This is a genomic window from Micrococcus endophyticus (assembly GCF_014205115.1).
GTDB classification, from domain to species: domain Bacteria; phylum Actinomycetota; class Actinomycetes; order Actinomycetales; family Micrococcaceae; genus Micrococcus; species Micrococcus endophyticus.
This window is the reverse complement of sequence record NZ_JACHMW010000001.1, coordinates 2,268,426-2,281,803: the sequence shown is the minus strand read 5'-3', so window position 1 is coordinate 2,281,803 and position 13,378 is coordinate 2,268,426. Positions and strand designations below refer to the sequence as shown.

The 13,378-nt window shown below is 73.8% G+C and carries 13 protein-coding genes; 5 read left to right on the top strand and 8 right to left on the bottom strand.

Annotation, left to right across the window (positions count from 1 at the left end):
• Positions 1 to 27: 27 nt before the first annotated feature.
• Together HDA33_RS10500 and HDA33_RS10495 are read left to right on the top strand one after the other, a co-directional pair.
• Complete coding sequence (locus HDA33_RS10500) at positions 28 to 720, top strand: M23 family metallopeptidase (protein WP_184173089.1); 693 nt, start codon at positions 28 to 30, stop codon at positions 718 to 720.
• 9 nt (positions 721 to 729) lie between these two features.
• Positions 730 to 1,275, top strand: a complete 546-nt coding sequence (locus HDA33_RS10495; RefSeq protein ID WP_184173087.1) for a GNAT family N-acetyltransferase — start codon at positions 730 to 732, stop codon at positions 1,273 to 1,275.
• A 40-nt stretch (positions 1,276 to 1,315) separates the two neighbouring features.
• On the opposite strand, the gene HDA33_RS10490 is transcribed toward HDA33_RS10495, so the two are convergent.
• From HDA33_RS10490 to HDA33_RS10475, 4 genes are all read right to left on the bottom strand, one after another.
• Complete coding sequence (locus HDA33_RS10490) at positions 1,316 to 1,525, bottom strand: hypothetical protein (protein ID WP_184173085.1); 210 nt, start codon at positions 1,523 to 1,525, stop codon at positions 1,316 to 1,318.
• Between the two features lie 104 nt (positions 1,526 to 1,629).
• Positions 1,630 to 2,517 carry a class F sortase gene (locus tag HDA33_RS12795; protein ID WP_246416940.1) on the bottom strand — a complete coding sequence of 296 codons (888 nt, stop codon included), beginning with the start codon at positions 2,515 to 2,517 and terminating at the stop codon, positions 1,630 to 1,632.
• Positions 2,518 to 2,558: 41 nt separating this feature from the next.
• Positions 2,559 to 3,098, bottom strand: coding sequence for an excalibur calcium-binding domain-containing protein (locus tag HDA33_RS12955; protein WP_338104338.1), 540 nt, complete (start codon positions 3,096 to 3,098; stop codon positions 2,559 to 2,561).
• A gap of 270 nt (positions 3,099 to 3,368) precedes the next feature.
• Entirely contained in the window at positions 3,369 to 4,676 is a 1,308-nt protein-coding gene (locus HDA33_RS10475; protein ID WP_184173083.1) for a PucR-like N-terminal domain-containing protein, read from the bottom strand.
• Positions 4,677 to 4,766: 90 nt separating this feature from the next.
• Between HDA33_RS10475 and HDA33_RS10470 the strand changes: the two genes are divergently transcribed.
• Both HDA33_RS10470 and HDA33_RS10465 read left to right on the top strand, forming a co-directional pair.
• Positions 4,767 to 5,819 carry a ferredoxin reductase gene (locus HDA33_RS10470; protein ID WP_184173081.1) on the top strand — a complete coding sequence of 351 codons (1,053 nt, stop codon included), beginning with the start codon at positions 4,767 to 4,769 and terminating at the stop codon, positions 5,817 to 5,819.
• 90 nt (positions 5,820 to 5,909) lie between these two features.
• Positions 5,910 to 7,256, top strand: coding sequence for a fatty acid desaturase family protein (locus tag HDA33_RS10465; RefSeq protein WP_184173080.1), 1,347 nt, complete (start codon positions 5,910 to 5,912; stop codon positions 7,254 to 7,256).
• 80 nt (positions 7,257 to 7,336) lie between these two features.
• On the opposite strand, the gene HDA33_RS10460 is transcribed toward HDA33_RS10465, so the two are convergent.
• From HDA33_RS10460 to HDA33_RS10445, 4 genes are all read right to left on the bottom strand, one after another.
• The gene (locus HDA33_RS10460) at positions 7,337 to 7,822 is read right to left on the bottom strand and encodes an SRPBCC family protein (protein ID WP_184173078.1); all 486 of its coding nucleotides are present in this window, start codon (positions 7,820 to 7,822) and stop codon (positions 7,337 to 7,339) included.
• A 93-nt stretch (positions 7,823 to 7,915) separates the two neighbouring features.
• The gene (locus HDA33_RS10455) at positions 7,916 to 8,812 is read right to left on the bottom strand and encodes a sugar ABC transporter permease (RefSeq protein ID WP_184173927.1); all 897 of its coding nucleotides are present in this window, start codon (positions 8,810 to 8,812) and stop codon (positions 7,916 to 7,918) included.
• A 101-nt stretch (positions 8,813 to 8,913) separates the two neighbouring features.
• Positions 8,914 to 10,542, bottom strand: a complete 1,629-nt coding sequence (locus HDA33_RS10450) for an ABC transporter permease subunit (protein WP_184173076.1) — start codon at positions 10,540 to 10,542, stop codon at positions 8,914 to 8,916.
• Positions 10,543 to 10,658: 116 nt separating this feature from the next.
• On the bottom strand, positions 10,659 to 12,014 hold the full coding sequence (locus HDA33_RS10445) for a sugar ABC transporter substrate-binding protein (protein WP_184173074.1): 1,356 nt from the start codon (positions 12,012 to 12,014) through the stop codon (positions 10,659 to 10,661).
• A 315-nt stretch (positions 12,015 to 12,329) separates the two neighbouring features.
• On the opposite strand from HDA33_RS10445, the gene HDA33_RS10440 reads away from it, so the two are divergent.
• Positions 12,330 to 13,349, top strand: a complete 1,020-nt coding sequence (locus HDA33_RS10440) for a LacI family DNA-binding transcriptional regulator (RefSeq protein ID WP_184173072.1) — start codon at positions 12,330 to 12,332, stop codon at positions 13,347 to 13,349.
• Positions 13,350 to 13,378: the final 29 nt, after the last annotated feature.

Here is a 13,378-nt window from a genome sequence, read left to right as displayed (position 1 = left end):
CCCGCAGACTCGTGACACCCTGGACGGATGAGCGAGCGCAGCCCCGAGCCCGCCTCCGAACCCGCCCCCGGACGCCCCGCCGGCACCGGCACGGCGGCCGGCGGCGTGCTCGCGGCGGTGCTCGCGTTCGCCCTGATCGGCGCGGTCCTGTGGGCGGCGCTGGCCCTCGGCCCCGACGGCGTCCCGGGCCAGCCGGACTCCCGCCGCCCCGCCGCCTCCACGCCCGCCCCGCCCACCGTGTCCGCGGAGGGCTTCGCGGAGCCGGTCCGCGGCCGCGTCACCTCGCGCTTCGGGCCCCGGCCGAACCCGTTCGGGGAGGGCAGCGCCCCGCCCAGCACGGACACGGATGCCCTCACAGACCACACCGGCGTGGACCTCGGCGGCGTCCCGGAGGGCACGACCTTCCATTCGGTCTCGGACGGGCGGGTCCTCTTCGTCGAGGCGGGCGGGGACGCGGGCGGCAACCTCCTCGCCGTCGACTCCGGCGACGGCCACGTGTGGCGCTACCTCCACGCGGCCCCGGACTCCACCGTGGTGAACGCGGGTCAGCGGGTGTCCGCCGGGGACGCACTGGCCGGCGTCGGGCAGACGGGCACCGCCACCGGCGTGCACCTGCACCTCGAGCTGCGCGTGGACGGCACGCCCGTGGACCCGGAGCCGTACCTGCGGGAGCGCGGCGTGGAGCTGGGCTCCTCGTGGGAGCGTCCGCGCCGTCGCTAGCCTGTCCCCATGCTCCCTGCCCCCACCGCGCGCCTGCGCTTCCGCGAGATGACCGAGGCGGACCTCGACGCCATGGCCGCCCTCCTCGGCGACCCCGCCGTCATGCGCTTCTACCCCGCCCCGCGCACGCGGGAGCAGGCCGCCGAGTGGATCGCCGGCAACCGCCGCCGGTACGCCCAGGACGGGCACGGGCTGTGGGTCATCGAGACCCTGCCGGAGCACTCCGACGACGACGAGCCCGGCTTCGTCGGCGACTGCGGCCTGACCTGGCAGGAGGTCAACGGCGAGCCCCGCCTCGAGGTCGGCTACCACGTGCGCGCCGACCTCTGGGGGCGCGGCTACGCGACCGAGGCGGCGGCCGCGTGCCGGGACCACGCCCGCGACGCGCTGGGCCACCACGAGCTGGTGGCGATCATCCATCCGGAGAACTCGGCCTCCCGCCGCGTCGCGGAGAAGATCGGCCTGCGCGAGGCCGAGCAGGACTTCACCGGCGCCGCCGAGGCGCGCGAGGCCATGGGACTGGCCTCGCGCACCGTCATGGCGATGCGCCTCTGAGCGGCGTCGGCGCAGTCCTCAGCGTCGCCGACGCCCCCGTTCAGCGGCCGTGGCGCGCGAGCAGCTCGCGGGCGGCGTCCGGGCCGGCGGCCTCGATGTCCCAGGAGCCGGTCTCGGCGTGATGGGCCTCCACGGCGTCGGTGATCCGGTAGTGCTCCGGGTTCCCGGGCGGGATGGAGGTCTCCAGGATGTGGACCAGGTAGGTCTCGCCGGCGGCCAGGGCGGCGCGGTCGTCCTCGAGGTGGGTCATGTCGCTGCTCTCCTCGTCGATGGGTGTCGGCGGGCGGATCGCCGCGCCGCGCATCCCCCAGACTGCCGGGGCGCCCGGGCGCAGGCCAGACCCGCCCGACGGCGTCAGTACACGTCCACCAGGGTGGCGTAGACGATGTAATTCTCCTCGAACTCCCGGGTCCAGGAGTTGTAGCCGTCGCAGGTGATCAGGCGCAGCTCCGGAGCGTCGGTGTTGCCGTAGACCTCGTCCGTGGGGAACTCGTCCTTGCCGTACTGGACGCCGCGGTCCACTGCGAACACGGCCACCTGCCCGTCCTCACGCTCCACCTCCACGATGTCGCCGGGCTCGAGCTCGACGAGGCGGGCGAACACCCCTGCGGAGCCGTCCGTGGCGTTCACGTGCCCGAGCAGCACGGAGGGACCCACCTCGCCGGGGGTGGGCGAGTGCGCGTACCACGCCGCCGGGGAGCCGGGCTCGGCCGGCGGCACGGCGAGCGAGCCGTCGTCCCGCAGCAGCAGGCGCATCAGGTCTGATCCCGCGCCGATCGAGGGGATGCCGAAGGAGGTGGGCGGGGAGGACTCGAGCCCCTCCGCGACGAGGGCCTCCTGGGCCTGGCGCACCCGCTCCGCCTCGAGGGCGGCCTCCTCGGCGGCGGCCGCCTCGGCCTCGGCCTCCGCCGCGGCCACCCGGGCACGCTCCGCCTCCTCCTGGGCGGCGGCCACGCGCTCGGCCTCCGCGGCGGCGCTCGCCGCGGCCTCGGAGGCTTCGGCGGCGGCTGCCCGCTCGGCCTTCGCGCTCTCGCGGGCCCGGTCGGCCGAGGCCTGCGCCGCGGCACGGGAGGCCGACGCCTCCGCCGCCCGCGCGTCCCGTGACTGCTGTGCGGCCCGGGCGGAGGAGGCGGCGGCGAGGTCGACGTCGTGCCCCTGAGACCCGGCGCAGCCGGTGAGCAGCAGGGACAGCGCCGCCGCGGACGCGACGAGGCGTCCGCGGCGGGCGGTGGATCCGGTCATGCCCGAAGCGTAGGCGGATCCGTCGGACATGACCGCTCGGATCAGGCCTGGACGCGGCGGCGGGCCACCACGGCGGCGCCGGCGACGGCGGCCAGACCGAGGGTGCCCAGCGTCAGGGCGGCGGCGGGGTCGCCGGCCGGGGCCACGCCGGTGTCGGCGGCGCCCACGGGCACCACGGCGACCTGGTCGTCCTCGTCCTCACCCTCCGACACGGACTGCTCGGCGGCGACGAGGACGGCGATCTCGGCGGCGGCGGCCTGCTCGCGGCCCTCCACGATCACGCCGTACTCCACGTTGTACTCGCAGGCGACGCCGTCCTGGTCGGAGTCGAGATCGTCGTGGTAGTCCTCCGAGGCGGCCGGGATGTTGAACACACCGGCCGCGTAGGCGTCGGCGCAGTCCGGGTAGGTGTAGGCGGCGTCCGGCAGCGCCTGGTCACGCGGGTCGTGGTAGCCCTCGGACGTGTTAGCGCCCGGCGTGTCGAGGCGCTTGAGCCCGGGCAGGCCCTCGGCGTTCTCGCAGCCGATGCCGTCCTCATTGCGGTCGAGCTTGGGCAGGTACCACTCGTGACCTGCCGGCACGTGGGAGTAGCCCAGGTCTTAGAGCTCGCCGCAGTTCTGGGGCGCCTCGACGGCCGACGCCGGCGTGGCGACGGCGACCAGCGACAGGCCGACGGCGGCGGACAGGGTGACCCCGGTGACGATCTTCTTCATGGCAGACCTCATGCTTCTTCGCATCGGTGGAGCGCGTCACGTACAGAGATGACGCAGGAGACTCCCAGAGAATACCCACATCCGCCGCCGCCCCGGTGACATCGGTGCTTGTCAGACGCAATGTGTCGCCCTCGCGCCTCACCCCGCGGCCACGCCCTCGGCGCGGGCCCGGAGGACCAGCTCGAGGTCGAACCGGGCGTCCGGGTCCTCGAGGGCGTCGCCGAAGAGCTCGCGCAGCCGCGCCACGCGGTAGCCGACCGTCTGCGGGTGCACGCTCAGCTCCGCGGCGATCGGCGCGCGCTGGCCCCAGTGCACGAGCCAGCTCAGCAGGGTCTGCTCCAGCACGGTGCGCTTGGCGTCGGTCAGCTCTGCGAGCGGGGCGAGCACCCGCTCGGCCAGCTCGGCGACGACGCGCGGCTCGGCCCCCAGCACCACGCGGGCCAGGTGCTCCTCGGCCAGGATGGGCGTGCCCGCGGCCGGGTCCGCACCGCCGACCGGCTCGAAGCCCACGGCCTCCTCCGCCCCCGGGCCGTCGGCCGCTGACCCGTCGCCCTCCGGCCGGGCCGCGGCCCGCTGCTCCGCAGTCCGACGGGCGGCCTCCTGCCCCGCGAGGGTGCGCGCCACCCGGTACGAGTGCGGGGCCAGCGGCCACTCGACCGCCGGACCCACCACCGCGGCCGTCCCCGCGAGGATCCGCAGCAGCCGGCGACGTCGGGCGGGCGCGTCCGCCGCCACCACGGCGACCACCTCGGAGTCCCGCTCCACCACGAGCCCGGCCCGGCCCAGCCGCGCGCGCACGGCCTGGCCGGCGTCGGGAGGCAGGGCCACCACGGCCAGCCGCGCCGGCACGCGCCAGTCCGCGAGTGCCGCGAGCCGCTCGACCTCCTTCTCCTCGGCGCCGCCGCGCACGAGGGCGGCGGCCAGCGCGGTCCGGTGCAGCTCCCGCACGCCGGCCTGCGCGGACTGCGCCTCGGCGTACGCCTGCGCACTGACGGCGGAGAGCTCGTCGATGTACGCCCAGATGGACTCGCCGAGCTCGATGACCACGGACATGTCCATGCCCAGCCGCGCGCATTCGGCGGAGAGGTCGCGGAACACGATCCGCGCGGAGGTCCGGTAGGCCCCGAGCAGGGCGTCCATGGACCGGCCCTCGCGGAACTCGCCGGCGCCGAGGCGGGCCATGAGCTCCCGGGACTCAGCGCTCAGCGCCGGCCGCGAGGTGCCCGGCAGGCTCATCAGCTGCTCGAGCGCGGTGGTGACTCCGAGGGTGAGGTTCTTCCCGTAGCGCCCGTCCCGGGCCGCCGCGTAGGCGGGGATCTGGTCCGGCACGGTCTGGATGATGCGCTCCATGATCCCGGGCAGGGCGTGGGCCAGGCGGCCGGGCAGATCGGCGGGCAGATCCTGCCACGGGGGGCGCCAGTCGGATTCGGGGCGGGGGCTCGTCACGGGCTTCGTTGTCTCCTCGAGATGAACTTCTTCCGCCGATCGTACGCCCGAGGTGAAGAATCGTGATGCCCCGAGCCATAGGCTGAAGCCATGGCCGGTCCCTCTCTGCTCTCCCGCCTGGCGTCGACGCTGCTGCATCCGCTCACGCCGCAGGACGTGCTGGGCCTGCTGGACCCCGTGCACTCCTCGCGGCAGCTGCGCGGCGTGGTCAACTCCGTGCGACGCGAGACCCCGGGCACCGCGACCATCGCCTTCCGCCCGGGCCCGGGCTGGCGCCTGCACGACGCCGGCCAGTGGGCCCGCATCGGCGTGGACGTGGACGGGGTCCGCCAGTGGCGCTCCTACTCGCTCTCGGCCCCGGCGGGCGCGGACCCCGAGATCACGGTGTCCGACATCGGGCTCGTCTCCGGCACGCTCGTGCGCCGCACGGTGCCCGGCGACGTCCTCTTCCTCGACGTCCCCGAGGGCGACTTCACGCTGCCGGAGGAGCCGCGACCGCTCCTCATGCTCACCGCGGGCTCCGGCCTGACCCCGGTGATGTCCATGATCCGCACGCTCGTCCCGGCCCGCCGGGACGCCGACGTCGTGCTGGTCCACTCCTCCCGCACCCCGGAGACGGCGCTGTTCCGCGAGGAACTCGCCGAGCTGGCCGACCAGTTCCCCGGCCTGCGCGTGGTGCACCGCCACACCGCGGACGAGGGCCGCCTGGACCTGTCCTCCCCCGCGGAGCTCGAGGCCCTGTGCCCGGACTGGCGCGAGCGCGCCGCGTACGCGTGCGGCCCCGCCCCCTTCCTCGACGACGCCGAGGACCTCTGGCGGCGCGAGGCCGGCGGGGAGCTGCGCATCGAGCGCTTCCGCGCGGACTTCGCCCCGGGCGTCGCCGGAGCGGGCGGCCGCGTGGTGTTCGAGCACTCCGACGCCGAGGCCGACGCCCCCGGCGACGTGCCGCTGCTGATCGTGGCCGAGGAGGCCGGCGTCGCCGCGCCGGCCGGCTGCCGCATGGGCATCTGCCACGCCTGCCTGACCCCCCTGCGCTCCGGCCAGGTCACCGACCTGCGCTCCGGCGAGGTCCACGGCGAGCCCGGCGACCTCGTCCAGACCTGCGTCAGCGCCGCCGCCGGCCCCGTGAGCCTCGACCTGTGAGCGCTGTCCGTTGAGCACCGTCCCCTGAGCCGCGGCCCGCCCCGCCGCCCCCGACCTCCCTCCCGTCTCCCCATCCCCCAGGAGCACCGCATGACCCAGACACTCCCCGCCACCGAGCGCACCGGCGCCACCGCCCCGGACGACCTGAGCCTGGCCATCCCCGGCACCACCGTGCGCGGCCGCACCGCCCGCGTCCTCCCGGAGGACCGCCCGGACACCACGAGCTGGGCCCCGCAGACCGCCGACGCTGCCACGGACGCCGCGGCCCCCGCCGCCTCGGAGACGCCCGAGGCCCCCACCGCCGACGCCGCCACCCGTCCCGCCGCGAACGCGAAGCCGGGCCTGCTCGGCGTCGTCGGGAGCCCGGCCGTGCGCCCGCCCGGCGCCGCACACCTGACGGACGAGCAGGTGGCCGAGCTCGGCCGCGAGCTGGACGCCATCCGCGACGACGTCCTCTCCCGCCGCGGCGCCTCGGACGCCGCCTACATCCGCCGCGTCATCCGCCTGCAGCGCTGGCTGGAGATCGGCGGCCGCGCCGCCCTGCTCAACGCCCGGCACCCAGCCGCGTTCGTGGCCGGCACCACCATGCTCACGGTCGCCAAGATCGTGGAGAACATGGAGATCGGCCACAACGTGCTGCACGGCCAGTGGGACTGGATGCGCGACCCGGACATCCACTCCACCACCTGGGAGTGGGACTTCGTCACCCCGTCCCGCGCGTGGCAGAACACCCACAACGACCTGCACCACCGCTGGACCAACGTGATCGGCAAGGACCGGGACGTGGGCTACAACGTGCTGCGCATGGACGAGTCCGAGCCGTGGCGGCCCCGCCACCTGCTCAACCCCGTGATCAACGCGGGCCTGGCCCCGATCTTCGAGTGGGGCATCGCCCTCTACGACCTCGAGCTGGACCGCGTGCGCGCCGGCGAGAAGTCCCGCAAGGAGCTGATGACGGACCTGCGCTCGGTGGGCGTGAAGGCCTCGCGCCAGTTCGCGAAGGACTACGTGGCCACCCCGGCCGTGGCCGAGTTCCTCACGGGCTCGGGCAAGGCGGCGCTGGTGGCCGGGCTGCTCGCCAACGGGCTGCGCAACATCTGGGCGCACTCCGTGATCTTCTGCGGCCACTTCCCCGAGGGCGCGGAGACGTTCTCCGAGGAGATGGTGGACGGGGAGACCCGCGGCGACTGGTACGTGCGCCAGATGATCGGCTCCGCCAACATCTCCGGCTCGAAGCTCATGCACTTCATGACGGGCAACCTCTCCCACCAGGTGGAGCACCACCTGTTCCCGGACCTGCCCTCCAACCGGTACGCCGAGGTGGCGCCGAAGGTCCGCGAGATCTGCGCCCGCTACGGCCTGCCGTACACCACGGGCCCGCTGCTCAAGCAGGTCGGCTCGGCGTGGAAGAAGGTCTTCCGGCTCGCCCTGCCCTGACGGGGCGGGGCCCAGCCGGCGGTCTGAGTCTGGGGACCTGAGTCTGGGGACCTGAGCCTGGGGACAGGCAGCCGGGGCCGTCAGGCCTCGCGCGCCTCGGCCTCGGCGAGCGCGGCCAGCCGGTCGATCGAGGCCCGCAGCTGCTCGGGGCCGGTGCGCAGCGCGCGACGGATGCGCTGCGGGTCGGTGAGCTGCGCCCACTCGTAGGTGTGGGCGACGCGGCAGCCGCCGTCGTCGCCCTCCACCTCCCAGCGCCAGAGCTGGCCGAAGGGCTCGCCCCCGACCTCGGCGGGCTTCCAGGCGATGCGGCGGCCCTCCTCGAACTCCACCACGTGGTTCGCCCGGTCCACGCCCTTGCGCAGGGTCGTCACGAACACGTCGCCCACTGCGGTGACGCGCTGGCCCGCCTCTGCCTGGGCGAGGTTGTCGTTGCCGTCCCATTCCGGCTGGCGGGACGGGTCCGAGATCAACTCGAAGACGACGCCGGCCGGCGCCTCGACCCTGCGGCTCGCGGTGGCCGTGCGGTCCTCGGGGGCGGGCAGGTCGGGCAGGTCGGCGGTGTCCATGCGGCCAGGGTAGGTCTGGGTGCGCCGGACCGGGAGGCCCGGGGGCCGCGCCGGATGGACGCGACCCCCGCAGCGACGCGGCGGCGGTCGGGCTCAGCCCTTCACGCCGCCGGCGGTGAGCCCGGAGACGATGTACCGCTGCAGGAAGAGGAACAGGGCCATCACGGGCACCGCGGCCAGCACGGCGCCGGCGGCGAAGACGCCCCAGTTCTCCGAGCGGGTCTCGGACACGTAGCCGTAGAGGCCCACGGCCAGGGTCTGGGCGGCCGGGTCCGTGAGCACCACCGAGGCGATCACGAACTCCGAGACGGTGCTGATGAAGGACAGCAGGCCCACCACGGCCAGGATGGGCGTGACGAGGCGCAGGATGATGGAGAAGAAGATCTGCACGTGGGAGGCCCCGTCCAGCTTCGCGGCCTCGTCGAGGGACGCGGGCACCGTGTTGAAGAACCCGTACATCAGGTACGTGTTCACGCCCAGGGCCCCGCCCAGGTACACGAGGATCAGGCCCAGCTGCGAGCCGATCCCCAGCACCGGCACGAGGTTGCCGATGTAGGTCAGCAGCAGGAAGATCGCCACCACCGCCAGCAGCTGCGGGAACATCTGCACCAGCAGCAGGGTCAGCAGGCCCACGCGGCGGCCGGCGAAGCGCATCCGGGAGAACGCGTAGGCGGCCAGGGCGCCGAGGAACACGGTGGAGAACGAGGTCACCAGGCCGATCACCATGGTGTTCACGAACCAGCGGCCGTAGGGCCTGCTGGGGTCCGAGAACAGGTCCACGTAGTTCTGCCCGCTGAACGAGCTGAACAGGCTGTTCGAGCTCGCCATGGTGCCCGTGGGGTCCAGGGACGCGGACAGCACGTAGAGCAGGGGGAACAGCGCGAAGGCGCTGGCCAGCACGCCCACCACGTGGCGCCAGCCCAGCTCCCGCAGCCAGCGCCCGAAGGGGCGGCGGCGCCGCGGCGGGGGCGCGCCGTCCTCCCAGCGCAGGGGGTCGGTCTCCTGCTGGGCGAGGGCGGCGGCCAGGGGCGACGCGGCGGCCGGGGCGGCCTGGCCATGCGGCGCGCGGGCGGAGGGGTCTTGGGGGATGCTCACGAGTCGATCTCCTCGAGCGCCTTGGTCTGCCGGAAGCTGATGGCCGAGATGGTGGCCACGATCAGGAAGATCACGATGGACAGGGCGGAGGCCAGGCCGTAGTCACGGCCCACGCCGCTGAACGCCGTCTTGTAGACCACCGTGATCAGCAGGTCCGTGGCGCCGATGTTCGTGGCGGCGTCCGCGAACCGGGGCCCGCCGCCGGTCAGCATGTAGATGATGTTGAAGTTGTTGAAGTTGAACGCGAAGGACGAGATCAGCAGCGGCGCCACGGAGACCAGCAGCAGCGGCAGCTTGATGGAGCGGAAGATCCGCCAGGGGCCCGCGCCGTCCATGCGCGCGGCCTCGTCCACGTCCTCGGGCAGGGATTGGAGGGCGCCCGTGATCACGAGGAACATGTACGGGAAGCCGAGCCACAGGTTGACCACGATCACGGAGAACCGGGCGAGCCACGGGTCCGTGAGCCACGGGATGTCCGCCCCGCCGAAGAACACGTTGTTGACGAAGCCGAACTCCGGGTTGAGCAGGCCCGCCCACACCAGGCCGGAGAGGAACGCGGGGAAGGCGTACGGCAGGATCATCAGGACCCGGTACACGTACTTGCCCCGCATGTCCGCGCGGTTGAACGCGATGGCCAGCAGCAGCCCCAGGGCGAAGGTGGTGGCCACGCTGAGGAACGCGAAGGCGAAGGTCCACACCAGCACCCGCAGCAGCGGGTCCCGCAGGCTGGGGTCCGTGAAGGCCTTGGCGAAGTTGTCCACGCCCACGAACACCCGCCAGCCGGTCTGCAGGGTGCTGCCGTCGTCCGCCTGGAACCGGCCCTCGCCGTTGTCCCGGTAGACCACGCCGCTCTCGAGGTCGGTGAAGGTGTCCTGCGCCTCGTCATACTCCAGCCGGGGCGAGTACACGTAGGCGCGCGAGCCGTCCCGGGTCTCCAGGGTGCCGTCCGCGGGGTCGTCGCTGAGGGGCACCTTGAGCTGCGTGACCTGGTCCTGCCGCGAGAGGAGGTCGCCGAACGTCAGGGTGGTGTAGCCGTCCACGGCCACGGCCTCCGCGCCGTCCATCTGCGCCTCGACGGGCGCGAGCGGCTCGTCCGCCCCGCCGAGCACGGCCTGGCCGTCCCGCACCGTCAGCAGGTGCAGGTCCCCGCCCTGCTCCAGCACGGAGACGGGGTACGTGGGCGAGTCCGGGACCCGGATGGAGGAGGAGCGCTGGATGATCTCGATCGCCGCGGGCTTGTCCGAGTTGTGCCCGGCCCCGTAGTTGGTGAAGGCGATGTAGGAGGAGTAGACCACCACGAACACCTGGAACAGGACGAGGAAGAACACGCCCGGCGCCAGGTACTTGGCGGGCAGCCCGCCGCGCCGCAGGTAGATCCAGTTGATCAGGAGGGTGACCGCGAGGGTCACGGCGAACACCACCCAGTCGCCGGCGGCGGCGAGCTGGAACAGCACGAACGCCGCGAACGCGTCGACGAGACCCAGCAGGGCGATCTTGACGAGCGTGCCCGCTGTGCCGTCCGGGCCGCGGTCCGCGCGTCGGCCCCGCAGGCCGCGGCGTCCGGCGTCCGCCGGGTCCTCGTGTGGGGCGTCGGGGCGGGCCGACGTGGTGGAAGACGTGCTCATGGTCCCTCATCCGGCCTTCAGGCCTGCAGTGGAAGTGGCGTGCGCCCGTCGGGGCGCGGGGTGCGGCCGCCGTCGTCGAGGGGACCTGCCCCACCGACGACGGCGGCCCGGACGGCTCACTGGCCGATGCGGCCCTCGATGTCCGAGATCATCTTGTCCCAGGTCTGGACGGGGTCGCCCTCGCCCTTGATGATGCTCATCTCGGCACCGCCCCAGAACTCGAACACGGCGCCCATCTCCGGGGCCGCCGGCATGGGCACGCCGTCCTCGCCGATCTCGCCGAACGCCTTGACGGTCTCGTCCACGGCGGCCTTCTCGAAGGAGGCGGTCAGGGCCGGCGGGCGCTTGCCCTCGGCGTACAGCGCGTCCTGGGCCTCCTCGCTGGAGAGGTAGTTGACCACGAACTCGTTGGCGGCCAGCTGGTTCTCGGACTCGGCGGAGACGAAGAACGCGTTGACGCCCACGAACGGCTGCGCGGGCTGGTCGCCCATCGACGGGATCTCCTCCACGGCGAAGTCGACGCCGGCTTCCTCGGCCTCGTCCACGTTCCACGGGCCGGTGATGAAGTAGGCCGCCTTGCCCGTGTTGAACTGCTCCTTGGCGATGTCCGCGGTCATGTTCGGGTTCAGCACGCCGGACTCGCCGTACTCGGCGAGCTTCTCGGCGAAGGCCTGGCCCTCGGCGCCGCCCATGGCGAGGGAGCTGACGTCGTAGGAGCCGTCCTCCTGCTGCTCGAACACCGGGGCGCCCATGGAGGTCTGGAACGGGTACAGGTGGTACGGATCGCCGTTCACGGGGTCCAGGCCCACCACGAACGGGTAGTCCGCGTCGCCGGCGTCCACGGCCTTCTGGCCCTCGGCGATCATCTCGTCGAAGGAGGCGGGGGTCTCCTCGGCCAGCGCGGTGTTGCGCAGGATGGCCACGTTCTCCACCGAGTAGGGCACGCCCCAGGTCTGGCCGTCGTAGGTCACGGCCTGGACGGAGGTCTCCGAGAACGCGTCCGCGGTGTCCCCGAGCTCGAGCGGGGCGATGGTGCCGTTCTGCACGAGCGAGCCGATCCAGTCGTGGGCGCCCACGATCACGTCCGGGCCCTCGCCAGTGGGGGTCTGCGTGATGAAGTCGTCCTTCATCGTCGAGTTGTCCTTGACCACCAGCTCCACGGTGATCCCGGTGTCCTCCTTGAAGTCCTCCGCCACGGCCTGCAGCGGCTTCTGGCGGTTCTGGTCCACCCACATGGTGATGGTGGCGGCCCCGGCCTCGGTGAGGTCCTGGCCGGCGGAGGACGACGACGCGGCGCCCTGGTCCGAGCCGCCCCCGGCGGAGCTCGACGCGGATCCGCCCGCGGCGGGGCTCGAGGAGGCGGCGGTCCCGCCGCCGCCACCACACGCGGTGAGCGCGAGGGCGGAGAACGCGGCGGTCAGCGTCAGGCCGAGGGGGCGACGCAGGGCGGCGCGAGGGGTGGTGGACGTCATGATGTGCCTTTCACGGTACGAGGGGCCCGCGCCGAAGCCGGCCGGGCCCGGCGGGACCGCGTCCGAGACCCGGGCGCCCGTCCCGTTCCGGTGGGGATGGGGTACAGCACTCGATAGTGTAAGCGCTTCCACTGTGATTTTCCACACAGGCGGGATGTCCCGCGGAACGGCGCGGATTCTGGGGGTTCGGCCCCGCCTCGCCGCCCGGCCGCACGCATGGAAGCGATTCCACCGCGTCCCTGGGCGTGGCGTAGGGTGACCCACAGCACAGTGACCAACAGCACACCGTCCCGCCCGGAGAGGAGGACCCGCCGCATGGTCGGCATCAAGGACGTCGCCCGCATGGCGGGCGTCTCGGCGGCCACCGCCTCCCGCGCCCTGACAGGCTCCGGCCCGGTGGCGCCGTCCACGCGCGCCCGCATCCAGGAGGCCGTGGCCGCCCTCGGCTACGTGCCCGACGCCGCGGCCTCCTCGCTGGCCTCCGGCCGGACCCGGAACATCGGCCTCGTGACCCCCTCCGTCCACCGCTGGTTCTTCGCCGCCGTCCTGGAGGGCGCGGCGGACGAGCTCGTCCGCCGCCGCTACGACCTCACGCTCTACGACGTGGGCCAGGACCACGACCGCCGCTCGGCCGTCCTGACCGACCTGCTGCCCCGCCGCCGCCTGGACGCCCTCGTCACCCTCTCCTTCCGGCTCAGCCCGTTCGAGCTCGACGGCCTGGCGCGGCTCGGCCGGCCCGTCGTCGTGGTGGGCGGCCGCCTGCCCTCCGGCGAGGCGCTCCCGGAGTGGTTCACGGCGGTCCAGGTGGACGACGCGCGGGCGGCCCGCATGGCCACCGGGCACCTGATCGAGCTGGGGCACCGGCAGATCGCCTACATGGGGCGCGTGGCGGACGACATCGAGTTCCAGGTCAGCACCGAGCGCACCCGCGGCTTCCTGGACGCCCTCGCCGCGGCGGGCCTGCGGACGCCGGCCGACTGGATGCTGCCCGCCGACTTCACGATGGGCGACGCCTACCACCGCGCCCGCGCCCTGCTCGCGGACCCGGAGCGCCGGCCCACCGCCGTGCTCTGCATCTCCGACGAGATGGCCATGGGCACCCTCTTGGCCGCGCAGTCCCTGGGCCTGCGCGTCCCCGAGGACGTGTCCGTGATGGGCCTGGACGGCCACCCGGACGCGGCCCGGCTCGGGATCAGCACCGTGGACCAGACCCCCGTGGACCAGGGCCGCCGCGCCGTGCGCCTCGCGCTCGGCGCCCTCGACGGCACCCCCCACCCGCCCCGCATCCTCCACCACCTGGCCCTGCAACCCCGGGCGAGCACCGCGCCGCCGTGAGCGGCGTGCCGGCGCCGGCCTCGCCGTCG

Coding starts and splice junctions, on each gene's coding strand:
- HDA33_RS10500 (WP_184173089.1), top strand. CDS start 28: ATGAGCGAGCGCAGCCCCGAGCCCGCCTCCGAACCCGCCCCCGGACGC.
- HDA33_RS10495 (WP_184173087.1), top strand. CDS start 730: ATGCTCCCTGCCCCCACCGCGCGCCTGCGCTTCCGCGAGATGACCGAG.
- HDA33_RS10490 (WP_184173085.1), bottom strand. CDS start 1,525: ATGACCCACCTCGAGGACGACCGCGCCGCCCTGGCCGCCGGCGAGACC.
- HDA33_RS12795 (WP_246416940.1), bottom strand. CDS start 2,517: ATGACCGGATCCACCGCCCGCCGCGGACGCCTCGTCGCGTCCGCGGCG.
- HDA33_RS10470 (WP_184173081.1), top strand. CDS start 4,767: ATGGCCGGTCCCTCTCTGCTCTCCCGCCTGGCGTCGACGCTGCTGCAT.
- HDA33_RS10465 (WP_184173080.1), top strand. CDS start 5,910: ATGACCCAGACACTCCCCGCCACCGAGCGCACCGGCGCCACCGCCCCG.
- HDA33_RS10460 (WP_184173078.1), bottom strand. CDS start 7,822: ATGGACACCGCCGACCTGCCCGACCTGCCCGCCCCCGAGGACCGCACG.
- HDA33_RS10450 (WP_184173076.1), bottom strand. CDS start 10,542: ATGAGCACGTCTTCCACCACGTCGGCCCGCCCCGACGCCCCACACGAG.
- HDA33_RS10445 (WP_184173074.1), bottom strand. CDS start 12,014: ATGACGTCCACCACCCCTCGCGCCGCCCTGCGTCGCCCCCTCGGCCTG.
- HDA33_RS10440 (WP_184173072.1), top strand. CDS start 12,330: ATGGTCGGCATCAAGGACGTCGCCCGCATGGCGGGCGTCTCGGCGGCC.